24 protein-coding genes are annotated in these 26154 nt (G+C 52.3%); 11 read left to right on the top strand and 13 right to left on the bottom strand.

All coding sequences use genetic code 11. The annotated features are described in order from the left end of the window. Positions 1-17: 17 nt before the first annotated feature. A complete protein-coding gene (gene mdtQ / locus HVZ39_RS08935) occupies positions 18-1457 on the bottom strand; it encodes a multidrug resistance outer membrane protein MdtQ (RefSeq protein WP_032931687.1) in 1440 nt (479 codons plus the stop codon). Between the two features lie 169 nt (positions 1458-1626). On the opposite strand from mdtQ, the gene HVZ39_RS08930 reads away from it, so the two are divergent. Next, complete coding sequence (locus HVZ39_RS08930; protein ID WP_016153703.1) at positions 1627-2361, top strand: class I SAM-dependent methyltransferase; 735 nt, start codon at positions 1627-1629, stop codon at positions 2359-2361. Between the two features lie 184 nt (positions 2362-2545). Here HVZ39_RS08930 and dusC read toward each other — a convergent pair whose 3' ends face one another. The 6 genes from dusC to HVZ39_RS08900 all read right to left on the bottom strand — a co-directional run bounded on the left by dusC (position 2546) and on the right by HVZ39_RS08900 (position 8543). Then, positions 2546-3496 carry a tRNA dihydrouridine(16) synthase DusC gene (dusC, locus tag HVZ39_RS08925; RefSeq protein ID WP_016153704.1) on the bottom strand — a complete coding sequence of 317 codons (951 nt, stop codon included), beginning with the start codon at positions 3494-3496 and terminating at the stop codon, positions 2546-2548. A 61-nt stretch (positions 3497-3557) separates the two neighbouring features. Beyond that, positions 3558-4751 (bottom strand): 3-hydroxybenzoate 6-monooxygenase, encoded by a 1194-nt coding sequence (locus HVZ39_RS08920; protein ID WP_181633484.1) that lies wholly within the window; start codon positions 4749-4751, stop codon positions 3558-3560. Positions 4752-4765: 14 nt separating this feature from the next. Beyond that, on the bottom strand, positions 4766-5410 hold the full coding sequence (maiA, locus tag HVZ39_RS08915) for a maleylacetoacetate isomerase (RefSeq protein WP_080858903.1): 645 nt from the start codon (positions 5408-5410) through the stop codon (positions 4766-4768). 8 nt (positions 5411-5418) lie between these two features. Beyond that, the gene (locus tag HVZ39_RS08910; protein WP_016153707.1) at positions 5419-6120 is read right to left on the bottom strand and encodes a fumarylacetoacetate hydrolase family protein; all 702 of its coding nucleotides are present in this window, start codon (positions 6118-6120) and stop codon (positions 5419-5421) included. Between the two features lie 15 nt (positions 6121-6135). Then, on the bottom strand, positions 6136-7173 hold the full coding sequence (gene gtdA / locus HVZ39_RS08905; protein WP_019077221.1) for a gentisate 1,2-dioxygenase: 1038 nt from the start codon (positions 7171-7173) through the stop codon (positions 6136-6138). Between the two features lie 11 nt (positions 7174-7184). After that, positions 7185-8543, bottom strand: coding sequence for an aromatic acid/H+ symport family MFS transporter (locus tag HVZ39_RS08900; RefSeq protein WP_181633483.1), 1359 nt, complete (start codon positions 8541-8543; stop codon positions 7185-7187). A gap of 126 nt (positions 8544-8669) precedes the next feature. Between HVZ39_RS08900 and HVZ39_RS08895 the strand changes: the two genes are divergently transcribed. The 8 genes from HVZ39_RS08895 to preA all read left to right on the top strand — a co-directional run bounded on the left by HVZ39_RS08895 (position 8670) and on the right by preA (position 15679). Beyond that, positions 8670-9578: a LysR substrate-binding domain-containing protein gene (locus tag HVZ39_RS08895; protein ID WP_016153710.1), complete on the top strand. Its 909-nt coding sequence runs from the start codon at positions 8670-8672 to the stop codon at positions 9576-9578. Positions 9579-9709: 131 nt separating this feature from the next. Further along, positions 9710-10108, top strand: a complete 399-nt coding sequence (locus HVZ39_RS08890) for a CidA/LrgA family protein (protein WP_016153711.1) — start codon at positions 9710-9712, stop codon at positions 10106-10108. Continuing rightward, positions 10105-10800: a CidB/LrgB family autolysis modulator gene (locus HVZ39_RS08885; protein WP_016153712.1), complete on the top strand. Its 696-nt coding sequence runs from the start codon at positions 10105-10107 to the stop codon at positions 10798-10800. The genes HVZ39_RS08890 and HVZ39_RS08885 overlap by 4 nt, the downstream gene beginning before the upstream one ends. Positions 10801-10948: 148 nt before the next feature. Next, complete coding sequence (gene cdd, locus HVZ39_RS08880) at positions 10949-11833, top strand: cytidine deaminase (RefSeq protein WP_016153713.1); 885 nt, start codon at positions 10949-10951, stop codon at positions 11831-11833. Between the two features lie 181 nt (positions 11834-12014). Further along, positions 12015-12734, top strand: coding sequence for an outer membrane permeability protein SanA (sanA, locus tag HVZ39_RS08875; protein ID WP_016153714.1), 720 nt, complete (start codon positions 12015-12017; stop codon positions 12732-12734). Positions 12735-12736: 2 nt separating this feature from the next. Next, positions 12737-12976: a DUF2542 family protein gene (locus tag HVZ39_RS08870; RefSeq protein ID WP_016153715.1), complete on the top strand. Its 240-nt coding sequence runs from the start codon at positions 12737-12739 to the stop codon at positions 12974-12976. Positions 12977-13208: 232 nt separating this feature from the next. Beyond that, a complete protein-coding gene (locus HVZ39_RS08865) occupies positions 13209-14450 on the top strand; it encodes an NAD(P)-dependent oxidoreductase (protein ID WP_181633482.1) in 1242 nt (413 codons plus the stop codon). After that, complete coding sequence (preA, locus tag HVZ39_RS08860; protein ID WP_016153717.1) at positions 14444-15679, top strand: NAD-dependent dihydropyrimidine dehydrogenase subunit PreA; 1236 nt, start codon at positions 14444-14446, stop codon at positions 15677-15679. Before HVZ39_RS08865 ends, preA begins: the two co-directional genes overlap by 7 nt. A 57-nt stretch (positions 15680-15736) precedes the next feature. Here the strand turns inward: preA and mglC are convergent, their stop codons facing one another. From mglC to folE, 6 genes are all read right to left on the bottom strand, one after another. After that, positions 15737-16747: a galactose/methyl galactoside ABC transporter permease MglC gene (gene mglC / locus HVZ39_RS08855; RefSeq protein WP_003027393.1), complete on the bottom strand. Its 1011-nt coding sequence runs from the start codon at positions 16745-16747 to the stop codon at positions 15737-15739. A gap of 15 nt (positions 16748-16762) precedes the next feature. After that, entirely contained in the window at positions 16763-18283 is a 1521-nt protein-coding gene (gene mglA / locus HVZ39_RS08850) for a galactose/methyl galactoside ABC transporter ATP-binding protein MglA (protein WP_016153718.1), read from the bottom strand. Positions 18284-18354: 71 nt separating this feature from the next. Further along, complete coding sequence (gene mglB / locus HVZ39_RS08845) at positions 18355-19353, bottom strand: galactose/glucose ABC transporter substrate-binding protein MglB (protein WP_181633481.1); 999 nt, start codon at positions 19351-19353, stop codon at positions 18355-18357. Positions 19354-19646: 293 nt separating this feature from the next. Then, complete coding sequence (gene galS / locus HVZ39_RS08840) at positions 19647-20672, bottom strand: HTH-type transcriptional regulator GalS (protein ID WP_047359172.1); 1026 nt, start codon at positions 20670-20672, stop codon at positions 19647-19649. 144 nt (positions 20673-20816) lie between these two features. Continuing rightward, on the bottom strand, positions 20817-21974 hold the full coding sequence (gene yeiB / locus HVZ39_RS08835) for a DUF418 domain-containing protein YeiB (RefSeq protein WP_047500983.1): 1158 nt from the start codon (positions 21972-21974) through the stop codon (positions 20817-20819). A 14-nt stretch (positions 21975-21988) separates the two neighbouring features. Further along, on the bottom strand, positions 21989-22657 hold the full coding sequence (gene folE, locus HVZ39_RS08830) for a GTP cyclohydrolase I FolE (RefSeq protein WP_003027410.1): 669 nt from the start codon (positions 22655-22657) through the stop codon (positions 21989-21991). Between the two features lie 321 nt (positions 22658-22978). On the opposite strand from folE, the gene fghA reads away from it, so the two are divergent. Beyond that, the gene (gene fghA, locus HVZ39_RS08825; protein ID WP_016153722.1) at positions 22979-23815 is read left to right on the top strand and encodes an S-formylglutathione hydrolase; all 837 of its coding nucleotides are present in this window, start codon (positions 22979-22981) and stop codon (positions 23813-23815) included. Positions 23816-24163: 348 nt separating this feature from the next. Continuing rightward, a complete protein-coding gene (locus HVZ39_RS08820; protein WP_016156980.1) occupies positions 24164-26149 on the top strand; it encodes a ligand-gated channel protein in 1986 nt (661 codons plus the stop codon). Positions 26150-26154 lie beyond the last annotated feature (5 nt).

Genomic DNA, 26154 nt, shown 5'->3' with positions numbered 1-26154 from the left:
TCTACCGGGCGGGTGCGTTACGAAGCGTGGTAGCCGCCCCCCAGCGCACGGTTCAACTGGATTGAGGCATCCAGCCATTGTCCTTGTAAAAGCAGAGCGTTGCACCGTTCACGTAATGCCGGGATCTTTGCCTCACTGACCCGGGAGCCCGCAATAATTCCGGCATTGAAGCGCGCCTGCGCCAGACCCACTACGCGCAGTGCATCATGCTCAATCTGCTGCTGATGCTGATTCTTCTGCGCCAGGGTTTCTACCTGCGATGCTGCACGCGCCACGTCATTCACCGCATCCACCACGGCTTTGTTGTAATTCGCCACCGTCAGGTTGCTTTGCGCTTGAGTAATGTCGAGATTCGCGTTCAGCCTGCCGCTATCAAAGATAGGTAGCGTCAGCCCGGCCGTTACGCCCATTTGCTGCGCGGAATGGCGAAACAAGTCGCTCAGATGTAACGCATCCTGTTGTAAAAATGCCATCAGATTTACATCGGGATAAAACGCCGCTTTCGCCGCATCAATGCTGCTCAGCGATGACTCAATGTACCAGTGCGCCGCCTGCAAATCCGGTCGGCGGGCCAGCAGCGAATAACCTAGCTGGGACGGGAGCTGGCTTTCCACCGCGGGCAGCGGGGTCGAATGGAGTTTCAGGGCTGTGGACTGCGAGTTGGTCAGCGCGCTCAACCGCGCTTCAATCACCTTCATTTTACCGCTGACATCGTTCAGCTGCTGCTCTGTTTTGCTGGAATCGATGTCGGTTTCAACGCCTTCCACCGAAGAAGTAAGACCATTTTGATACAGTTGACGATCAACGTTAATGACGTTCTGCTGCTCGGTTTCGATTTGCGTCAACACGGTTTTCAGCCCGGCCTGCGTTTGCCATTCCCAGTATAGACGAGCCACACCGCTCGCCAGCACCTGTCGCGTTTGCTCGCGCTCGGCTTCACGCGCCTTAACGGCCCCAATACGTGCCGTCACTTCGGCCCGATTTTTACCCCACAGATCCAGATTCCAGCCAGCAGTTAAACCCAAGGTGCCGTTGGTGTACCACGGCCCGGTCGTCCCGGCGGCCGGATCGGTAATGGCAAACGGACCCATCAGCCCTTCGGCTGACATTCTCTGACGCTCCACATCTGCTGAGAAATCGATCTCCGGGCCATCCTGCGCCTCCACAGCCTTAGCCTGCGCCTCCGCCAGTTGAATGCGCTGTTCCGCGACCTGCATATCAGGGGAGTTTCGTAACGTGCTGTCAATCAGCGCATTAAGCTGGGGGTCATGGTATGCCTTCCACCATTGGCTGTCCGGCCAGCCATTTTTTAACGCCGCAGGCAATGTGGTATCGACATTCGCAGCGGGGGTCTGCTGTGACAGAGACTGGCGGTCATCATGCATCGGCGCGCAACCTGACATCAAAATAAAAAGCGGCAACAATGCCGTCGTGACAAAAGCAGAATTACGATTCATGGAGAGACACAGGTAAGAAAAGATGTGCTGAGATTACGACTTGTCGCGTTTCCTTTTTTAGTTACGCGTGGCAATACACCTTTGGCAATAAAAATATATAATCGGAAAAATATACACCAAACAAATAATTTAGATTAATTAATTTTAATAATTTATGGATGGAGACATTATGTCACAGAATATCTATGACGATCCCGAGTTCTTTGCCGGATATGCCACGCTGGACCGTTCAGTAAAAGGGCTCGACGGTGCGCCAGAATGGCCGACAATACAAGCGATGCTCCCCGCTCTGCAGGGAAAAAATATCCTCGATTTGGGTTGCGGATATGGCTGGTTTTGCCGCTACGCGCGCGATAACCAGGCGGCCAGCGTAGTGGGACTGGATATTTCACAAAAGATGTTAACCCAGGCGCACAGCATGACGCAGGGTAATGGCATCGTTTATCGCCGTGAAGATCTCGAAACGCTTTCCCTGTCGCCAAATTCCTTTGACCTGGTTTATAGCTCACTTGCCCTGCACTATTTGCGCGATATCGCGCGATTATTCGTAACGATTTACCAGTCGTTAACACCGGGAGGCATGTTGGTATTCTCTGCCGAGCATCCCATTTATACTGCACCGCTTAACCAGGGTTGGATAAAAGATAAAACCGGGCAACAGTCCTGGCCGGTCAATCATTATCAGCAGGAAGGCACACGCATCAGTAACTGGTTCGCGGAGGGTGTCAAAAAACAGCACCGTAAGCTGGCGACCTGGATTAATGCGCTGATAGCCGCCGGATTCGAAATCGTTTGTGTCGATGAATGGGGACCGTCCGCTGAACAGATTGCTGAAAACCCGGCGCTGGATGAAGAAAAAGAGCGGCCAATGGTGTTTCTGCTCAGCGCACGTAAACCGGAGTAAGGTCATTACAGGAAGATTTTCAGAGGCTTTCCTATACTTAACCTGAACTCACCAAAAAAGGAACGCTGATGAAAATCTTACTGTGGATTATTTTAGTTATTTTTCTGATTGGGTTATTGGTGGTGACTGGCGTGTTTAAGATGATTTTTTGAAACAAAGGCCACTCCGGTGGCCGATTAATGTGTTAATGCAATTTAGCGATATCAATGGCCTGAATCGCGCGCGCGATATCCGGTGAATTGTTTAATGCGCGGATTTCCTGAAACAGCGCGGTTGCTTCTGAGTATTCTTTACGCAAATACCCTAACCATTGTTTAATCCGCGCCACGTGATACAGCCCGGTATCACCCTGCTTTTCAAGACGGGTATATTTTTGCAATAGCATCACGACATCAGGCCACGGCATACGTGGCTCGTTGTATTTCACCACACGGCTCAGGTTCGGAATATTTAATGCCCCACGGCCAATCATCACCGCATCGCATCCGCTGATAGCCATACAATCCTGGGCGCTTTGCCAGTCCCAGATTTCGCCATTCGCGATAACCGGAATGGTAAGCCGCTGGCGGATCTCACCGATCGCCTGCCAGTTGATATGCTCGGCCTTATAGCCCTGTTCCTTGGTTCGGCCATGCACCGCCAGCTCGCTGGCGCCCGCCTGCTGAACGGCATCAGCAATTTCAAACTGCCTGTCGCTGTTGTCCCAGCCCAGACGCACTTTCACCGTCACGGGGAGATGATCCGGAACTGCCTCGCGCATGGCTTTTGCGCCCCGGTAGATGAGTTCAGGATCTTTTAATAACGTTGCGCCACCGCCGCTGCCGTTGACCAGCTTCGACGGGCAGCCACAGTTCAGATCGACACCAAACGAGCCCAGTTCTACCGCGCGCGCCGCGTTCTCCGCCAGCCACTGCGGATACTGCCCCAGCAACTGTATGCGCACCCGCGTGCCGGATGGCGTCCGGCTATTGTTATGCAGTTCCGGGCAGAGCCGATGGAATACTTTTGCCGGCAGGAGCTGATCCACCACGCGCACAAACTCGGTGATGCACAGATCGTAATCATTCACTTCAGTCAGCAGCTCGCGCACCAGTGAGTCGAGCACGCCTTCCATCGGCGCCAGTAAAACACGCATATCGTCACCCGCAAAAAAAGAGGCGCTATGGTAGCGCCTCCGTTCGGGAGATTAAAGAGGCTCAGCGCGGCAACAGGCAGTTATCTTCTTTCCAGCCGTACAGCCATTCCATACCACGATAAAATTCCGCCTGAGATTTGCCTTTCCACAGCAGATTACGCACCTGGCGCTCGACGCCCGCAGCGTGGTACACACGTCCCATTTCGCGCGTCGACCAGACGATGCGCGCAGTACGCGGAATACGCACCGACTCATACAAGGCAAAGGCATCAGCCGCATCGCCGTCACACTGCTGTAACGCCTTACCGAGAGTAACGGCATCTTCAAGCGCCATACAGGCGCCCTGCGCCATATATTGTGCCACCGGATGCGCAGCATCACCCACCAGCGTAATGCGGTCGGTCCCCCATTTCTCTACCGGTTCGCGGTCAGCGGTGGACCAACGACGCCATGAGGTCGGCTTATCCAGCATCTGACGCGGACGCGCATGAATACCGGCAAAATAGGAGAGCACTTCCTCTTTACTGCCATCCTTTACCCCCCACTCCTCCTGCTGACGACTGTGGAAGGTCACCACCAGGTTATACTGCTTGCCGCCGCGCAGTGGATAGTGCACCAGGTGGCAGTGCGGTCCGGCCCACAGCACCGGCGCGTTAATGCGCAAATCGTCCGGCATATCATCGCAATCAATCACCGCGCGATAGACCACGTGCCCGGTAACGCGTGGCGCATCGCCAATCAGAGACTGACGCACAACCGACTTCACACCGTCACAGCCCACCAAAATATCCGCTGTCCAGTTGTTACCGTGCTCATCAAAGACCGTCACATCATCTTCTGTCTGGCGAATATCAACCACGTTAGTTGAAGTGCGATACTCAACGTTGGGATGAACCAGTGCCGCTTCCCAGACAGAAGCATGAATATCAACCCGATGGATAACCGCATAAGGACCGCCAAAGTGATCGCGGAACGCCTGCCCGGTTTCAATATGTACAACCTCTTTCGCGTTTACCGCATCCATCATGGTGATGTGATCGGTAAAAACGGCGCGCTTGCGAGCGACGTCACCCACGCCAAGGCTGTCCAGAGCAGAAAACGCGTTCGGCCCGAGCTGAATACCCGCACCAATCTCACCAATCTCGTGCGCTTTCTCCAGCAACATCACTTTAATGCCTTGACGGGCCAGCGATAGCGCGGTCGCCGCGCCGCCAATCCCGCCACCCACGATAATTGCGCGAGTCACTTTAGCCATTGTCGTTCTCCTTATCAGGCTGGAATTTTGTCTTGTTGATTCTCGGGCGCGGCGGCGATAAACGCCGGAAGCTGGGTACAGGCATCATATACCGCCTTACAGCGCGGATACCCGCTCAGATCGCAGCCCATACGTAACGCGTTCGCCCACTGCGGGATCAGACAGCAATCCGCCAGCGTCGGCGCATTCCCCACGCAGAACGTCCCCGAGTGACTCTGGCGCAGCATCTGTTCAACCGCGTTTAACCCTTGCTGGATCCAGTGCGCATACCAGCGTTTTTTATCCTCTTCACTGACCTTTAGCTCTTCGCTCAGGTAGCGCAGTACCCGCATGTTATTCACGGGATGGATATCACAAGCGATGGCATAAACAATTTCCAGCACCCGGCTGCGCGTCGGGAAGTCGGCTGGCAGCAGCGGCGACTGAGGAAAGTGACCATCCAGCCAGTCGGTTATCGCCAGCGACTGCCCGAGTGATTCTCCCTCATCAGTGACCAGCGTCGGTACAAGCCCTACCGGGTTCATCCGCCGGTAGGCCAGCTCGTTCTGCTGACCGATGCGAATGTTGACACCCACCGTCTGGTAATCAAGCCCCTTCAGCGCCAGCGCAATGCGTACGCGATATGACGCGGAGCTGTTAAAGAAACTGTACAGCTTCATCATCCACCTCAGACAATCTTCACAGCGATGGGGGTTAAACCGTCTACATTGCCGGTGATCACATCTCCTTTCACCACTGCGCCCACGCCCTCTGGCGTGCCTGTGTAGATCAAATCACCCGGCTGTAGTTCGAAAAAGCCGGACAGATAGCTAATCGTTTCATTAACGGACCAGATGAGGTGGCGAATATCGCTACGCTGATGATCGTCGCCGTTGACCTGCAACCAGATAGGCGCGTTGTTAACATCCGCACTTTCGCTGGCTTTATGCAGCGGCGCGATGGGGGCTGAGAGATCAAATGCTTTGCCGATTTCCCACGGACGCCCCATCTGGCGCATCTCCATCTGCCTGTCGCGGCGGGTCATATCCAGACCAGTGGCATAGCCCCAGATATATTCGTGCGCTTTTTCCAGCGGTATATCGCTGCCCTTTTTACCGATCGCCACCACCAGCTCTATCTCATAGTGATAGTTATCGGTCTGCGACGGGTATGGCAGCTCGAGGGTTTGACCGGCCGCCACCGGAACCACCGCATCGGCAGGTTTACAGAAGAAGAACGGCGGTTCGCGATCCGGATCAAAACCCATTTCACGCGCATGAGCGGCATAGTTGCGGCCCACGCAGTAAACGCGACGCACGGGAAACTGTTCATTACTGCCAACGACCGGAACGGTAACAGGCGCTTGTGGTTCGAATACGTATTGCGTCATTTTCTCTCTCCCAAATTAATAACGTGCTTCACGGAACAACCCCAGCGCTTCCTGAACCGGTCTGTCCGAAAAACTAAATAAGACGGCATCTTCGTGGGCCTGGAATGACACGCCGTGCCAGGTTGGCACCACGAAGATATCTTTTGGCGAAAAATTGAAGATCTCGGTGCCGATGGTGACCTGCCCGCTTCCTTCCACCACGTGATAGATAGTGCTGTCGGTGGTACGCGCCATCCGCGAGGAAAAGCCCTTCGGCAACAGTTGTAAAAAGGTCCCCATTGAAGGCATGGGATAACCACCGGTTACCGGGTTGACGTAACGCATCTTGTAACCGTCCCACTCATCGGCGTCGCCCATGCGGGTCAGGTCATGCAGCGCTTCACGGCTGCGATCGTAGCGATAGTTGAAAATTGGCGATGAGTTACCCTTCTGATGACGCAGCGGCAGCATATTGGCCGCGTAGCGTGGTAAGTAATCCCCTTCCTTGCGCGTGACTGGTTGCTGATCCTCCGGGTAATCTTCCGCAAAGCCGCAACCCAGCAGATTCACCAGTGGCAGATCCAGACCGTCCAGCCACACCACCGGTTCACTGCCTGGGTTGCCGTGGTCGTGCCAGCGCCACTGTGGCGTCAGAATAAAATCGCCTTCATGCATTTGGGTGCGCTCGCCATCCACCGCAGTAAATGCCCCTTTCCCTTCGACAATAAAGCGCAGCGCAGACTGATTATGCCGGTGACTCGGGGCAACCTCGCCCGGCATGATTAACTGCAATCCGGCGTACAGCGTTGGGGTGATTGAAGACTGTCCGCGCAGCATGGGGTTTTCCAGCACCAGTACGCGACGAATTGCCTCTTTCGCGCCAATCAGATCGCCGCTTTCCAGCAGCAGCGGGCGGATCTCCTGGTAGTTCCAGTACGCAGGAGCACAATGTGCGTTCGGCGTTGGAGGTACCAGGCGGTGCAGCGACTCCCACAGAGGGGTCAGATTCTGCCCGGAAATATGCTGGTAAAACTGCTGACGGCTGTTCTTAACATCCTGATTAAGTTCTGACATAGAGATTCTCCTTATTTGTTCACGATGCCTACGCGTGACAACGCGTCAGGGACAGAGGCCGACTGGCGGATAACAACCGTCAGCAGCATAAGCATCACCGCGCTGATGGCCGCCGGAACGGCAATAATGAAAAACAGGTTATCGAATGAGAAATTCATCGCCATCATCACGCCGCCGGAGAGCGAGCCGACAATCGCGCCGCAGCGGCCAATCGCATTAGACCAGCTGACGCCCGTAGCCCGGCTCTGCGTCGGATAAAGCGTGGCGGTTAAGGCATTCAGGCCCACCTGCGAACCGCTGATGCCGATGCCGGTGCCAAAAATGGCCAGCGCCATCAGCCACAGGCCGTTATCGCTCAGGCCAATCATGACAATACACACCGCACCCAGCGCATAGCTCACTGCCAGCACGCGGAAAGGATTGTATTTATCCATCAGCACTCCCAGCACCAGCGCACCGAGCGTACCGCCAATTTGAAAGGCGGCGGTCACCCATGAGGCATGCTGCAGGTCAATTCCGCGATGGTTAAGCAGCGTTGGCATCCAGCTGGAGAGCAGATAAATGATCAGCAGGCTCATAAAGAACACCACCCATAACATCAGGGTAATGGGCAACTGTTGCCCGACGAACAGCTGGCGAATGCTGCCTTTGGCAATCGCGGCGCCCTCGTTGAGATAAAATTGGGTATTGTCATAACGTTCCCGGGTGATGGCGCTGACGGTTCTGGCAATCACGTTTTGCGGCAACTGACGACGAACCTGCCAGCGCGGGGATTCCGGCAGCGCAAACAGCAGAGCCACAAACAGCATCAGCGGTAGCACGCCTCCCAGCACCAGGATGCCGTTCCAGCCAATAACCGGCACCAGCTGTGCGCTGACAATCCCGCCCATCGCCGAGCCCAGGGTAAAACCGCAGAACATCATGGTGACCAGTGCACCACGCCGACGCGCTGGCAGGTATTCTGAGGTCATAGTGATAGTATTTGGCATCGCGCCGCCCAGGCCTAACCCGGTAAGGAAGCGCAAAAAAACCAGCGTTTGCAGATCGGGGGAAAAAGCCGAGATCAGGCTCAGTGCGCCGAACAGCGCCACGCAGAGTTCAATCACCCGTTTGCGGCCAAAACGATCCGATAGCGGACCGCAGAGCAGTGCGCCAGCGGTCAGACCCAGCAGGCCTGCGCCAAACAACGGCGCCAGATCTCCGGCCGTCAGTTGCCAGTGGGTGCGAATATCAGGCGCGATAAAACCAATAGCTGCGGTATCAAAACCGTCGAGCATGACGACCAAAAAACAGCAAATGATAACGCGCCACTGGGTCTTACCGACGGGGGCGGAATCGATCAGTGCTTGTAGATCACGTTGTTGAGTCATAGTGAATGCCTCAGTGCAGGTAGAGTAAATGTCTGTTTTGTTTTAGGTATGTTGCGACTTTGTATGTTTGGAGATGAAATGTACAATGGCTTTTCATGCAGAGGCATAACCTGGAGGTTATAGCAAATGGCTAACTGGGCGCAGAAACTTAAGTTACACCACCTGCAAACGCTTATTGCGCTGGGCGAACAGGGGAATTTGACTCACGTCGCCCGAATGATGAATATCACCCAGCCAGCGTTGTCAAAATGGTTATCACAGCTCGAAGATGAGATGGGTATCACACTCTTTGAACGTCATAGCAAAGGCTTACGCCCTTCAGAAGGCGGCAAGCTGCTACTGCAGCATGCCCAACGCCTGATCAATGATATGGAACGTTCACAGTATGAAATCGCCCGTTTTAAGCAGGGAGGCCTGGTAGGGAGTCTGAAGATTGGCTGCTCGCCGGTGGCGACGGACTGCGTTTCACAGGCGATACTGGGTTTGCTCACAGAGCTGCCGACCTTGCATCTTAATATTGAAGAGAAGGTGATGACCCCGCTGCTGCACGATCTGCTCGCGGGTTCGGTGGATGTGGTGGTCGGACGCGTCGGTGGCCGGGCGCTTCAGTTGCCGCTCAATTACCAGGTGCTGTATACCGAACCGGTCTGTTTCGTCGCGCGCCCCGACCATCCACTGGCAAAATATCCCCTGCTCACCTGGCATGATCTGGCTAACTGGCGCTGGATTGTCTGGCCGACGGGAACGCCCATCCGGATAAGCATTGACAACGCGCTGGTAGATAACGGCGTCATGCTACCGGAAAACATCATTGAGTCGGCGTCGATAAACGTCAGCACCAACCTGCTGCAAAGTAGCGACATGATCTCTATTCTTTCTCTACGCCTGGCGCAGCGTTATGCCGCCCAGGGACAGCTGGCTATCCTGAATCTGCCGAAGATTGAACAAAAAGGCAGCGTAGGCGTGTTCTGGCGCAACAATGAAACGCCCACGACCGCCCTGAATCGTTTTCTGTATTACCTGGCACAGGTTTAACGTGAACAGTTAGGGCCATCGCCCGATGTTCCAGATATCTATTTCTTCTATGCTTAGAATTCATGATGTGATCGGTAGCACGTTTTGAAGTTTAATTGTATGATGAATCAGTCTCGTCAAGGGTTTCAACTATGAGCAAAGCACTGAACATTATCTGGCAATATTTGCGCGCATTCGTCCTGATTTATGCCTGCCTCTATGCAGGTATTTTTCTTGCATCGCTACTCCCCATCACCATTCCGGGCAGCATTATCGGCATGCTGATTCTGTTTGTCTTACTGGCTTTGCAGGTGTTACCGGCAAAATGGGTTAACCCCGGCTGCTATGTGCTGATTCGCTATATGGCCCTGCTGTTTGTCCCGATTGGCGTGGGGATCATGCAGTACTTTGATCTGCTCCGTGCGCAATTTGGTCCGGTGGTGGTGTCCTGTACCATCAGTACGCTGGTCGTTTTCCTGGTGGTGAGCTGGAGTTCTCACATTGTGCACGGTGAGCGCAAAATCGTTGGGCAAAAAGGGTCTAAAGAATGATGTCGTATATCTGGTGGTCGTTACCCCTTACCCTGGCGGTATTTTTTGGCGCACGTAAGCTGGCTGCACGATTTAAAATGCCGCTATTGAACCCGCTACTGGTCGCCATGGTGGTGATCATTCCCATTCTGATGCTGACCGGAATTCCCTACGATCACTATTTCAAAGGCAGTGAGGTGCTGAACGATTTACTGCAACCTGCCGTGGTCGCGCTGGCCTATCCGTTATACGAACAGCTGCACCAGATTCGCGCTCGCTGGAAATCAATTATTGCCATCTGCTTTGCGGGGAGCGTTGTGGCGATGGTTACAGGTACAACAATCGCCTTGTTGATGGGCGCATCGCCGCAAATTGCTGCGTCAATCATGCCGAAATCGGTAACCACGCCTATCGCTATGGCAGTGGGAGGCAGCATTGGTGGTATTCCGGCCATCAGCGCCGTGTGCGTCATTTTTGTTGGTATCCTCGGGGCTGTGTTTGGTCATACTTTGCTCAATGCGATGCGTATTCGCACCAAAGCCGCACGTGGACTGGCCATGGGTACCGCTTCGCACGCCCTGGGTACCGCACGCTGTGCAGAGCTGGACTATCAGGAAGGCGCGTTTAGCTCTCTGGCGCTGGTTATTTGCGGCATTATCACCTCGTTGGTCGCCCCATTCCTGTTCCCGATTATTCTGGCCCTGGTCGGTTAACCTTCAATTTTTGGCTAATTATTTGCGATGCGTTGCACATTTTTAATTTAAGTTTCATAAGTTGCATACACAATGAGATTTGGATCACATATAAAGCCGTAACAGGCCCGTAAACTACGATTCCATTACATTGTTATGAGGCATCGCCATGCATCCACGTTTTCAAACTGCTTTTGCCCAACTCGCGGATAACTTGCAATCAGCCCTGGCGCCTGTTCTGGCGGATGCGCATTTTCCCGCCATGCTGACTGCTGAGCAGGTCTCTTTGCTAAAACGCGAATCGGGACTGGACGAAGACGCGCTGGCATTCGCTCTACTGCCGCTGGCTGCGGCCTGCGCGCGTACTCCGCTGTCCAACTTCAACGTTGGGGCAATTTCTCGCGGCATCAGCGGCACCTGGTACTTCGGTGGGAACATGGAGTTCCTGGGGGCGACTATGCAGCAAACCGTTCATGCCGAGCAAAGCGCCATTAGCCATGCCTGGCTGCGCGGTGAAAAAGGGCTCGCCGCCATCACCGTCAACTACACGCCGTGCGGCCACTGTCGCCAGTTTATGAACGAACTGAACAGTGGACTGGATTTACGTATTCATCTGCCGGGACGTGCGCCACACGTGCTGCGCGATTACCTGCCAGACGCCTTCGGACCGAAAGATCTGGAGATTAAAACGCTGCTGATGGACGATCAGGATCACGGCTTCGCGCTGCAGGGCGATGCGTTGACCCAAGCGGCTATCACCGCCGCCAACAGATGTCATATGCCGTACAGCAACTCCCCAAGCGGCGTGGCGCTGGAATGTAAAGATGGTCGAATTTTTAGCGGTAGCTATGCGGAAAATGCCGCCTTCAACCCGACCCTGCCGCCGCTGCAAGGCGCGTTAAACCTGTTGAACCTTAACGGTTATGACTACCCGGATATCCAGCGTGCTGTGCTGGCTGAAAAAGCCGATGCGCCGTTGATTCAGTGGGATGCGACCTCCGCTACCCTGAAAGCGCTGGGCTGCAATAATATTGAGCGCGTGCTGCTCGGTTAATTGCCTGGCGCTACGCTTATCTGGCCTGCAATCGCTCCAGGTTGTCGGCCAGATTTGCTGTTGCTACCATCCAACAGGGCCGTTTTGCTGAAAATCCCCTCAATCAGATTGCTGTTTCTTGCGCTACGTCTTCCGGTACAGTAGCCTGATTGAAATTCCATCCAAATAACGAGTTTTCTGCATGTTAAAGCGCGTGTTTTACAGCCTGTTAGTCCTGGTAGGCTTGCTGCTTTTGACTGTGCTTGGGCTCGACAGGTGGATGAGCTGGAAGACCGCTCCTTACATCTACGACGAATTGCAGGATTTACCCTACCGCCAGGTCGGTGTGGTCCTGGGCACGGCGAAATACTATCGCACCGGCGTCATCAACCAGTATTACCGCTACCGCATTCAGGGCGCATTGAACGCCTATAACAGTGGAAAGGTAAACTATCTGCTGCTGAGCGGCGACAACGCACAGCAAAGCTACAACGAACCCATGACGATGCGTAAAGATCTGATTGCCGCAGGTGTCGATCCCGCTGATATCGTGCTTGATTACGCCGGGTTCCGGACGCTCGATTCAATTGTACGAACCCGCAAGGTGTTCGATACCAACGATTTCATCATTATTACTCAGCGATTCCACTGTGAGCGCGCCTTGTTTATTGCGCTGCATATGGGCATCCAGGCCCAGTGCTATGCGGTGCCCTCACCAAAAGATATGCTCACCGTGCGGGTACGTGAATTTGGCGCCCGCTTTGGCGCACTGGCCGATCTCTATATTTTCAAACGTGAACCCCGCTTTTTAGGCCCGCTGGTGCCCATCCCTACCATGCATCAGGTACCGGACGATGCACAGGGATATCCGGCGGTCACGCCTGAACAACTACTCGAATTACAAAAGAAACAAGGAAAATAAGCATGGATGTACAAACCCTTTTCGTCGTGTTGGCCTTTCTGCTCATTCCCGTATTTTGTTTTCGCGAAGCATGGAAAGGCTGGCGTTCTGGGGCCGTAGATAAAATTAAAAAGAATGCGCGCGAACCGGTTTACGCTTATCGCAATCAAGAGCCCCTGCAATTTTGGTCTTATGTGCTGGTTTATGCCGGGTGCGGATGTTTATCCTTCGGGATGGTTATTTACTTAGTCTTTTATCGCTAAAGAATTTTCCTTTATATTAGCATTTGAGAATAGCTAATATTTTGATAATAGTTACCATTTCAATGTAAGGGATTAATGCTGCCCGCCAGCATTTCCCTCAGACTATCTTCTATTTGTGAATCCTTTCACAGAATACTCTTCCTGCAGTGCTTAGCCTTAAGAATAGCCTTCACTTTTTATATTTTGTTATTAACGGTTTGCCTTAATTTACTCAAGCATTAAGGAAGAAAATATGCCACAACAAAATTATCTGGATGAGCTCACGCCTGCTTTTACCCCATTATTAGCAATAAAAGAGGCTTCCCGCTGTTTATTATGTCACGACGCCCCCTGTAGTCATGATTGCCCGGCGAAAACAGACCCAGGGAAATTTATTCGCTCTATTTATTTTCGTAATTTTAAAGGCGCGGCAGAAACTATCCGCGAAAATAATGCGCTCGGTGCGGTGTGCGCCCGGGTTTGCCCAACCGAAAAATTATGCCAGCGCGGATGTACGCGCTCAGGAATTGATAAACCTATCGATATTGCACGTCTGCAACGCTTTATTACCGATTTTGAACAGCAGACCGCAATGAAAATCTATCAGCCGGCAACAAAAACGCTCGGCAAGGTAGCTATCATCGGGGCGGGTCCGGCAGGGTTACAGGCCAGCGTAACGCTAAGTAATCTTGGTTATGATGTCACAATCTTCGAAAAACAGGCCCAGCCAGGTGGCTGGTTGCGTTATGGCATTCCTGAGTTTCGTCTGCCGCAAGCAGTTTTGGATCTTGAAATTGCCCGTATCGTTGAAATGGGCGTGACCATCAAGTGCAACTGTGAAGTCGGCAATGCCCTTTCCGTTGAGCAACTCAAAGCAGAATACCGCGCCGTACTGGTTACCGTAGGGATGTCTTACGGTTCAACGTTGTCTCTGTTTGAGAGGGCGAATCACGTCGAAATCGCCGTCGATTTTCTGCAACGAGCCCGGCAATCCAACGGCGATATTACCGTCGCACAAAGTGCATTAATCATCGGCGGTGGCGACGTGGCGATGGATGTCGCCAGTACGTTGAAGCTGCTGGGCTGCCCGTCAGTCACCTGTGTCGCGCGTGAAGAACTCGCCGACTTCCCGGCCAGCGACAAAGAATTCAGCAGCACACAGGCTTTAGGGGTGTCGATAATTGACGGCTTCACGCCCGTGGCGGTTAGCGGAAATCGAGTCACCTTTAAGCACGTACGCCTGGCAGGAGAACTCACGCTTGAAGCCGAACAGATTATTCTCGCCGTCGGCCAACATGCTCAGCTTGATAATTTCGCCGCGTTAAAGCCACAGCGCAATCTTATCGATACGCACAATTATCAAACCGCCGATCCGGCTCTGTTTGCTGCGGGCGATATTGTTAAAGGCGATAAAACCGTTGTTTACGCCGTGAAAACGGGAAAAGAAGCCGCTCAGGCCATTCATCACTATTTAGAGGGAGCTTGCTCATGTTAACGAAAGATCTTTCTATTACTTTTTGCGGCGTCAAATTCCCCAACCCGTTCTGCCTCTCTTCCTCTCCGGTGGGCAACTGCTATGAAATGTGCGCCAAAGCCTATGATAGCGGCTGGGGTGGCATTGTTTTTAAAACGATCGGGTTCTTTATTGCTAATGAAGTCTCCCCACGCTTTGACCATCTCACCAAAGAAGATACCGGCTTTATTGGCTTCAAAAACATGGAACAAATTGCCGAGCATCCGCTGGAGGAGAATCTGGCCGCAATTCGTCGACTGAAACAGGACTACCCGGACAAAGTCCTGATTGCGTCGATTATGGGGGAAAATGAGCAGCAATGGCAGGAACTGGCCCGCCTGGTTGAAGACGCGGGTGCCGACATGATCGAGTGTAACTTCTCGTGCCCGCAAATGACCTCACATGCCATGGGTAGCGATGTCGGGCAAAGCCCTGAGCTGGTTGAAAAGTATTGTCGGGCCGTTAAACGCGGCTCGTCCCTGCCGATGCTGGCGAAAATGACACCGAACATTGGTGATATGTGTGAGGTGGCTCTGGCAGCAAAACACGGAGGTGCCGACGGTATCGCGACCATCAATACGGTTAAATCCATCACGAATATCGATCTGAACCGAAAAATCGGGATGCCGGTCGTCAACGGTAAATCCAGTATTTCCGGCTACTCCGGCAAGGCCGTTAAACCTATTGCTTTGCGATTTATCCAACAACTGCGCATGCACCCTGAACTGCGCGATTTCCCGATTAGCGGCATCGGGGGAATTGAGACCTGGGAAGATGCCGCCGAGTTTTTACTGTTAGGCGCGGCCACGCTGCAGGTGACCACCGGGATCATGCAGTATGGCTACCGGATTGTGGAGGACATGACCAGCGGGCTGTCACATTACCTCGCCGATCAAGGGTTTGACTCACTGGAGGAGATGGTTGGTCTTGCCAATGCCAATATCATCCCCGCGGAGGATCTTGACCGTAGCTACATCGTCTACCCGAACATTCATCTTGATAAATGCGTTGGCTGTGGCCGCTGCTACATCTCCTGTTATGACGGCGGACATCAGGCGATGGAATGGAATGAGGAAACCCGCACACCGCATTGCAACACAGAAAAATGTGTGGGATGCCTGTTGTGTGGTCACGTTTGTCCGGTAGCCTGTATTGAGCTGGGTGAAGTGAAATTTAAACCCGGTGAGAAAGAGCATGCGTTAACGTTGTAACGCTGACAAAAAAGCCCGGTACAGATTACGCTGCACCGGGCTTTTTGCGGTATACGATTACTTCTTACGCGCGTACTTCAGTGAGTCCAGCGCGACCGCGAAGATGATAATGCCGCCCTTGATAATGTACTGCCAGTATGGGTTCACGCCAATGTAGGTCAGACCGTAGTTGATGACGGTGAAGATAATCACACCGGTCACCACGCCAAACACGGTACCGACCCCGCCGCTGAACGACACGCCGCCAACCACGCACGCCGCAATCGCATCCAGCTCATACATAAAGCCGAGGTTGTTAGTCGCCGAGCCGATACGCCCGGCTTCGAGCAAACCGCCGAAGGCATAAAACACGCCAGACAACGCATAGATGATCAGCAGGTTCAGCGCAACGTTGACCCCGGACACTTTCGCGGCTTCAGGGTTTCCGCCGATGGCGAAAATGTTTTTACCGAAGCGGGTCTTGTTCCACAGCACCCAGACAAACGCCACCGCAATCAGCGCATAGAAGGTGATGTAGGAGAGGCGGAAACTACCCAGCGCAATAAAGCCCTGCGCGAAGGTGGAGAATCCGCTGTCAAAGCCAGAAATTGGTGATGCGCCGACAAAGTCGTAGTACAGGGAGTTGATCCCGTAAACGATGATCATCGTACCCAGGGTGGTAATAAACGGCGTCACATTCAGATAAGCAATGATAATACCGTTCACCAGACCGATAATGGCGCCAATCACGCAAACAATCAGCACGACTACGATGATTGGCATTGTAGCCATTTCCGGGAACACCTTGTTGGCGTTCTCCATCGACTGTAGCAAGGTTGCCGCCACGACTGCCGCCAGGCCAACCTGACGTCCCGCCGACAGATCTGTCCCTTGGGTAACAATCAGCCCGGCCACACCCAATGCGATAATAATACGCACCGAGGATTGCGTCAGAATATTACTCAGGTTCAGTAAGCTTAAGAAAGTGGGATCCTGGAAAATAATAATCGCCAGCAAAACCAAAAGAACAACGTAAATTCCGCCTTCTTTCAGATAAGTAAGAAAACTTTTCTTATTTAACGCACTCATGAGGAGCCCCTAATCTTAAAGGTGCAAAGACGCAAGACGGAGGATTTCGTTTTGCGTTGTTGTTTTAGTGTCAACAATTCCGGCAACGAGACCATTGCTCATCACCAGAATACGATCGGTAATACCTAGCAGCTCCGGCATTTCAGAGGAAATAATAATAATCCCCTTATCCTTTTTCGCGAGTTCGGCAATCAGCTGATAAATTTCAAATTTCGCGCCAACATCGATACCACGCGTGGGTTCATCTAACATCAGGATTTCTGGCTGCGTTAATAACCAGCGACCAATAACCACCTTTTGCTGATTACCACCGGACAGTGAACCGATTTGTGTACGATGGCCCGGCGTTTTCACCCTCATTGAGTCAATTACCCACTGGGTATCACTCTTCATGCGGGAATTATCCAGCAGACCAACTTTGTTTTTATAGTTTTGGATATTGGAGATTAACGAGTTAAAACCAATATCCAGATACGCGTAAATACCGGTTGAGCGGCGCTCTTCCGTGACCAGCGCAAAACCATGGTTAATGGCCTCATTTGCGCTGTGGTTATTAATCTTTTTGCCGTGTAGCGTAATCGTACCCGATGATTTCTCACGAATACCAAAAAGCGTTTCAACGATATCAGTACGTTTTGCGCCGACCAGCCCGGCAATCCCGAGAATTTCCCCTTTGTGCAAATCAAACGAGATATCACGAATCGACGGCTGACGCAGCGAGGTCAGGTTACGTACTTGCAGAATGACTTCACCGGGTTTGTTTTCTTTATCCGGAAAACGTTGGTTCAGTGAACGGCCGACCATCATGGAGATGATCTTATCCATATCCAGCCCTTCCAGCGGCTGGGTCGCAATCCACTGGCCATCGCGCAGCACGGTAATTTCATCGCATAGCTGGAAGATTTCTTCCATCTTGTGAGAAATATAAACAATACCGCATCCACGCTCTTTCAGCTTACGGATAATGGTAAACAGATGATTAACTTCTTTCTCGGTTAACGATGACGTTGGCTCATCCATGATGACGATTTTTGCGTCATAGGAGAACGCTTTCGCAATTTCAATCATCTGCATTTGAGAAACGGATAATGTACCAACACGCGCACGCGGATCGATATCAATATCCAGCTCATCAAATATCGCTTTGGTATCGCGGTACATTTTGTCCTGATCGACAAACATGCCTTTGGTGGGATAGCGTCCCAGCCACATGTTATCCATCACAGAACGTTGTAATACCAGGTTTAATTCCTGGTGTACCATCGAAATACCATTTTCAAGCGCTTCTTTAGCAGAATGAAAATCGATTTCTTTACCCTGAAATAAAATACTACCGGAATCTTTTTGATAGATACCGAAAAGACATTTCAATAATGTTGATTTCCCCGCGCCATTCTCCCCCATTAAGGCATGAATGGAATGTGGGCGGACTTTTAAATTGACATTATCAAGAGCCTTAACGCCGGGGAAGGACTTGTTGATGCCGGTCATTTCCAACAAGTATTCGCCTGACGACTGAGTATGTGTGCTGACCATAATTATACCTTGTTGGCCTTGCAGAGTGCGTTATTAAGGGCGCAATGACATTGCGCCCAAAGACGGAGTATTTACTTATTGGTAAACTCTGCCAGATTATCTTTATCGACACCTACGTACGGAACGCGAACAATTTTGTTCTCAATTTTCCAGTTAGTGCCATCTGCCGCACCTTTGCCATCAGCCAGGTTTTTCGCCAGATCGAAGGTGGCTTTCGCCTGGTTGTTGGCGTCGTTCAGCACGGTACCAGCCATTGCGCCAGATTTCACCAGAGCCAGCGCTTCAGGCAGCGCATCCACACCAAATACCGGTACGCTGGTTTTGTTGTGCGCTTTCAGTGCTTCAACTGCGCCCATTGCCATCGCATCGTTGTTTGCGATAACCACTTCGATTTTGTTGGCATTCGGACCGGACATCCACGCATCCATTTTATCTTTTGCCTGAGCGGTATCCCACATTGCAGTATCTAACTGCAGTTGCTCAGTTTTAATGCCTTTATCGTTCAGCTCTTTAATCACGTAAGTGGTACGTGCTTCAGCGTCCGGGTGTCCCGGTTCGCCTTTCAGCAGAACAAACTGAATTTTGCCGTCTTTGTTCAGGTCCCAGTTCGGGTTCGCTGCCCAGTGTTTGGCGATCAAATCACCCTGAATAATACCGGACTCTTTAGAGTCGGTACCGACGTAAAACGCTTTGTCATAGCTGTCCAGCGCCTTACGAGAAGGTTCTTTGTTAAAGAACACGATCGGTACGTTCTGCCCGCGTGCCTTTTCAATGACCGTGCCTGCCGCTGCCGGGTCCACCAGGTTAATCGCCAGTGCCTTAACGCCTTTTGCCAGCAGCACGTCGATCTGGTCGTTTTGTTTGGACTGGTCGTTCTGCGAGTCATTCATCAGCAACTTTACATCTGGCGCCGCTTTGGCATCTTTTTCAATAGCCTTACGTACTACAGACATAAAGTTATCGTCATACTTATAGATAGTCACACCAATGCGGGTATCAGCAGCGTGCGCAGCCGCGCCGAATAACATGCTTGCCATTACAGCAGACAGGGTCAACACCTTCTTATTCATGGTATCTCCGGTTTTATTATGCAGGGTAGTACTTGAGATAAATGCTCGGCAGGCAGAACGTTACTGAAGTGTTACTGAACGCCGAAGCTCACTTTTAAAAAATATTTCTTCCGTGTCTGGCAACGCTCCAAAAACAGGCTTTAATTTTTGTTTAAGGCACCTTTACCTCGGTGAAAGTGATTATTCACCGTTACATAGTAGTTACAGCGCAACAAACAGTGTCATCATAGCTATCGCATTGTTAATATACTGTGAATTTACTCACATATTGAAAGCGGTTACATCGCGCAACGTTATGAGTTAGTGATCGGTGCCGCATTCTGCCGTAGCGCCACTGAATGGCGACGCACCAGCGTCGGCATAAAGCAATGCGTCGCCTCCAGGTCTAACGTGCCTGCAGCCCCCTGTAGCGCAAGCTCCGTCGCCATTTTTGCCATGGAGGCAATGGGATAGCGTACGGTGGTCAGTTGCGGATCGGTGTAACGCGCGATAGGAATATCATCAAAGCCAATGATAGAAAGGTGTAATGGAATAGCGATGCCGTTGTCTTTTAGCGCGGTCAGCGCGCCGGCAGCCATATTGTCGTTATAGGCGAAAACCGCCGTCAGTTGTAAGTTACGTCCCAGCAGTTCTACCATCGCAGATTCTCCGCCCTGCATATCGGGCGAACCGGTGCCGACCCAACTTTCTGCCGCAACAATCCCCTGCTCTTTCAGGGCTGTTAACCACCCTTCTTTGCGCATGGTGTCATCTTCAATGCGATGGCTTGACGCCAGATAACCGATGCGTTGATGACCATTATTCAGCAGCATTCGGGTCGCCATTTTGGCACCGCTGATGTTATCCAGGCAGACGCAACGGTGGGCGTAACCCGGCACCAGACGGTTGATCAGCACCATGCCGGGGATCTGATCCATAAACTCGGCGAGTTCCCGATCGCTCAGTGCTTTCGAGTGTACAATCAGTGCGTTACAGCGCTGACGAATCAACACCTCAATGGCATGACGTTCTTTTTCAGCCTCATGATAGCTGTTGCCAATCAGGACATACTTCTGATGCTGCTGGGCAACCATATCCACGGCTTTTACCAGCGCGCCAAAAAAGGCGTCTGATACATCCATGACCACAACACCAATCGTGTCGCTCACCTGCGTCGCCAGCGCTTGCGCGTTGGCATTAGGTCGATAGCCCAGCAGAGTAACTGCCTTCATTACCGCTTCACGCGTATCGGGACTCACCAGCGCACTGTTGTTCAGTACGCGGGAAACGGTCGCTACAGAAACGCCAGACTGTCGTGCCACATCACGTATGGTGATCATATTCACTGCCCTGTTTTAGATTGCGGTTGCCCGCAGACACCCCAGGCTGGGTATTTTGTCAGCACAACGAAACGCACTGCGTGAGAGATGTCACAGGAATGAAAGCGCTTACATCCGTTTTGTTAATGAATGTGATCCAGATCGTTATCTGGATGTACGCGGCAATGATGTCCCCGCAGCACGCAGGGTTAATTGACGCCACAGCCATTCCACTGGGCCCTGGCGGTAAAAACGTAGCCATATGACGGAGAAAAGTAGGTTAACGGCCCAAACCGGAATGACGAAATACAGCAGCTCCAGTCGGTCAAATTTCATAAATAAGCCGACCTGGTAAAACAGCGTGGTGCAGATTAAGGTTTGTAACAGATAGTTAGTTAATGCCATGCGCCCCACACAGGCGATGGCAATGACCCATTTTAAGCGGCTAAGCTGCGGCCAGAAGCCGAACATCAGCGCGGCGTAACCAATGGTTTGCAACGGCGCGCCCAGCTCTCGCGGGGCTTGTAGCAAGAAGGCACACCAGCGATATGCCCAGTCCAGATGCCACTGAGCGACGATAGCAGGCAGGTTAATCGCCATCCCGAGAATGACCAGCAGTACACCGGTGCGTCGGTAATGCTGTAAGCTGTACTGCCCTTTTAACCAACCGCTGCGCATCAATGCCGCGCCGAGCAGCATCATCCCCGCCAGTTGCCAGCCGTACTGTGCGCCCAGCGCCAGCAAGCTATTGGACATCATATCCACGCGATTGCTGACGGCTTCCATTCCACCGTTTATTTTCCAGTATTTTTCATACAGCAACGCTGAGGCATCCGGCGTCCAGGCACGACTGGTTTCACTCCCGGAGATTACCCCTAGCAGCAGCAATACGCCAACGCCCACCAGATAAAGCAGTACGCCGGTGTTAAATAAGCTTTTTACCGACGGCGCATCACGGATCAACCGCCAACAAATCAGGCCGATTAAGCCATATGCCAGCAGGATATCGCCATCCCAGAAGAGTAAACCGTGAATAAAACCCAATAGAACCAGCAGCGTAAGCCGCGACTGGATCCAGCGTTTACCGCGCGGGAGCAGCATTTGCAGACCGGCACCGAACAGCAGCGCAAACAGCGTGAGGAATTTTACCTGCGCAAAGAGATCGAGCAGCGCCCAGGTCCAGGCGTCGGATAAGGTGATGTTGCCATACCACGCGGGATTGAGGTATGCCGCCTTTGGCAGGCCAAAGGCGCTAATATTGAGAAGCAGGATACCAAGAATGGCGACGCCACGAATAAAATCCAGCGTGACATTACGCTCCATGGTCCCTGCCCTAATCAGTTGTGATGACGTACTGCGCGCAGGAATTCCTGACGCGTGTTCTGGCTGGACTTAAACAATCCGCCAAGAGAAGTGGTCGTGGTCGCACTGGTCGCATCGCGAATGCCACGCGCTTTCACACAGTAATGTACCGCATCAATCGACACCGCCACATTATTCGTCCCGAGCAGCGTTTGCAGCGCGGTGAGAATTTGCTGGGTGAGACGTTCCTGTACCTGCGGACGCTGTGCGAAAAACTGCACAATGCGGTTAATCTTCGACAGACCAATAACCGAATCTTTCGGGATATACGCCACCGTCGCTTTGCCATCGATAGTAACAAAGTGGTGTTCGCAGGTGCTGGTCAGCGTGATATCGCGGACCGTGACCATCTCGTCCACCTTCATTTTGTTTTCAATGACGGTAATTTTCGGGAAGTTGGCGTAGTCGAGGCCGGAGAAAATCTCATCGACATACATTTTCGCAATGCGATGCGGAGTTTCCATCAAACTGTCATCGCTCAAATCGAGATTGAGCAACTGCATAATCTCGGTCATATGACCCGAGATAAGACGTTTGCGCGTTTCGTTATCCATCTCTTGCACGGGCGGGCGTAGTGGCGTTTCAAGACCACGCGCGACCAGCGCTTCATGAACCAGGGCCGCTTCTTTACTGAGTGATGACATTTCTTCTTCTCCTGCAGGTGGGGCGCCTCTGCCCTGCATGGGGCAAAGTTTTTAGGCTGTGTCACAGCCAGAACATTGTGCGTGAGGCGGCGCACATAATCCAGTATTCACCGCGATAATTATTGAAATTGGCACAGCCTTTCAGCGTAGCGATTTCACTTGTAGTTCTACCCAGCGACGTCGAGTGTTAATGTAAAGTTATATAGATGATGAAGTATGTTTGCTCAATGCGGAAGTGAAAGTTGCTCACAGTGCCATGAATAATCTGTATTATGGTGAGTTCGCAAACATATTCAGGTTCAACACAACAAGGAGCCCCGCATGGAAATGCTTGAAGAGCACCGCTGTTTTGAAGGCTGGCAGCAACGCTGGCGTCACGACTCCGCCACGTTAAATTGCACCATGACCTTCAGTATTTTTCTTCCTCCCCCGCGCGATAACACCCCGCCTCCGGTGCTGTACTGGCTGTCGGGTCTGACATGCAATGATGAAAACTTCACGACTAAAGCCGGCGCACAACGCATCGCGGCTGAGCTGGGCATTGTACTGGTGATGCCGGACACCAGTCCGCGCGGCGAACAGGTTGCCAATGATGATGGCTACGATTTAGGCCAGGGGGCGGGATTTTACCTCAATGCTACCCAACAGCCATGGGCAACGCATTTTCGCATGTATGACTATCTGCGTGATGAGCTGCCGGCACTGATTCAATCGCAGTTTAACGTCAGCGATCGCTGCGCCATCAGTGGACACTCCATGGGCGGTCACGGCGCATTGATTATGGCGCTGAAAAATCCCGGGAAATACACCAGCATTTCCGCCTTTGCACCGATCGTAAATCCTTGCCGCGTTCCGTGGGGGGAGAAGGCTTTTAGCGCGTATCTGGGTGAAGATAAATCACAGTGGGCCGCGTGGGACAGCTGCGAGTTAATGTTGGCCAGCAAGCCCGCAGACGCGATTCCGACGCTTATTGATCAGGGAGACAGCGATCAGTTTCTCGCCGATCAGCTGCAACCCGCGGTACTAGCCGAAACGGCCCGTCAAACCGCATGGCCAATGACGCTACGCATCCAGCCAGGTTACGACCATAGCTATTACTTTATTGCGTCGTTTATTGAGGATCACCTGCGCTTCCACGCCCAGTATTTGTTGAAGTAACGCCTGAGTGAGGGCGCCAGCCCTCTTCATTTCTCCATCATTCCTTCACTTTTTCTCCTTTTTTCTTTCTCCACTATCCTATTGATTTAAAAAGCATTACCCTCAAAAAAAGATCAAACACAAATGATTTCGATTATCATTTGTGTTTACAAACATTCATACTTTTGTACAATCCATTCGCTTCTTTACTGAAAAGAGTCCTTAAAAGACAAATACATACAATTGTCATGGCCTTTCACATGACGCGCTGATCGTTACCCTAAATAATTCGAGTTGTATGAACGCGCGTAGCCACGCATCTGCAACTTGAAGTATGCCGGGTAAATTCATTTAAATGGAATGATACAAATGACTATACCTCACGTTAAGGCTGTAGCTGCCGCAGTATGCGTCGCCAGTCTCCCATCACTCGGGCATGCCGCTGAACAAGACACCGTGGTGGTTACCGCCACTGGCTTCGAGCAGAAAATTCAGGACGCTCCCGCTTCGATATCTGTTATTACCAAGCAGCAGATTGAGGACAAAGCCTATCGCGATGTTACCGATGCGCTAAAAGATGTCCCTGGCGTCGTCGTCACCGGCGGGGGTAGCAGCAGCGATATCAGTATTCGTGGTATGGCTTCGCAATACACGCTCTTCCTGGTCAACGGTAAACGCATCAGCACACGCGGCACACGTCCTAACAGCGACAACTCAGGTATTGAGCAAGGTTGGCTGCCGCCGCTGGAATCCATCGAGCGTATCGAGGTCATCCGTGGCCCAATGTCATCTCTGTACGGCTCAGATGCGATGGGCGGCGTCATCAACGTCATCACCAAGAAAGTGTCGAATACCAAAGCCTGGACCGGCTCTCTGCACGGCGATGCCACTTTCCAGGAAGACAGAGACTCCGGCGATATTTATCAGACCAACGCCTATGCGTCTGGGCCCCTGATTGACGGATTACTCGGCGCGAAAGTGACCGGGTTATTCTCTCATCGGGCAGAGGACAAAATCCTCAATGGCTACAATGAACAGCGTATGCGTAACGGGGGCTTAACCCTGAACTTTACGCCAGATGATAAAAATGACATCGACTTCGATTACGCACGTGAACTGCAGGATCGCGACAGTACGCCAGGCAAATCCATGGCCGAGGAAAGCTGCCGCAACGGAAGCTGCAAGCCCAACAGTAAAAGCGAAAACAAGTATGTGCACACAACGTATTCACTAACCCACAGCGGTTATTACGACGACTTCAACTCCACCAGCTATGTCCAGCAGGAAGAGACCGAGAACCCAGGTCGCCAGATGAAGTCCTACAACACGATTTTCAATAACCAGAACCAGGTCTTCCTTGGGGCGCACACCCTGACGTTGGGCGGGCAATACCGTTATGAAAAACTGAGTGATAACGGCAACCAGCTGCAAGCTGCTGATGGACTGAACAAACTGACCCGCTGGAGCTGGGCGCTGTTTGCTGAAGATGAGTGGGCCGTTACCGATACCTTCACGCTGACTGGCGGTCTGCGTATGGATAAAGATGAAAACTACGGCGACAACTGGACGCCGCGCGGTTATGGCGTATGGCATCTGAGCGATCAATGGACCTTAAAAGGCGGCGTTTCAGCGGGCTATCGCGCACCGGATCTGCGCCAGTCGTCTGCCAGTTGGGGACAGGTCACCGGCGGCGGTAGACTGAACGGAATCATTGTCGGCAACCCGGACCTGAAGCCGGAGAAAAGCCTCAGCGAAGAGATCGGTTTACTGTGGGATAACGGCAACGATCTCAACGCGGGCGTCACGCTGTTCAATACTGACTTCAAAGACAAAATCACCGAAGTGCGCCGCTGTAACAGCAGCTCCGATCCGGCCTGTACCATCGGCAATACCCACTATGACTTCGTCAGCGATCGCGTTAACGTCGATAAAGCCAATATGCGCGGCGTAGAATCCACTTTCGGCTGGAAGATGACTTCCGACATCAACTGGACGGCGAACTACACTTACACGGAATCTGAACAGAAAAGCGGTCAGTTCTCCGGTCAGCCATTGAACAAAATGCCAAAGCATATGTTCAACACCACGCTGGACTGGCAGGCCACGCAGGATCTCGGTTTCTGGAGCCGTCTGAATCTGCGCGGGAAAACGTCTGAATACCTGAGCCGTACTTCCATGGCGCAGGGCACCCCGTCCTATACTCAGGTCGATGTTGGTTTGCGCTATTATGCAAACAAAGATCTGCTGATGACCGCTGGCGTGTATAACGTGCTGGATAAGCAAATCGATTACGATACCTACGACACTGTTCTCGATGGTCGTCGTTACACGGTTGGCCTGACTTACAGCTTCTAAGTCTG

The sequence above is a fragment of the Citrobacter sp. RHB35-C21 genome, assembly GCF_013816515.1.
GTDB lineage: Bacteria > Pseudomonadota > Gammaproteobacteria > Enterobacterales > Enterobacteriaceae > Citrobacter > Citrobacter braakii.
The sequence above is the reverse complement of the archived record's forward strand: the minus strand, read 5'-3'. Positions and strand labels throughout refer to the sequence as shown.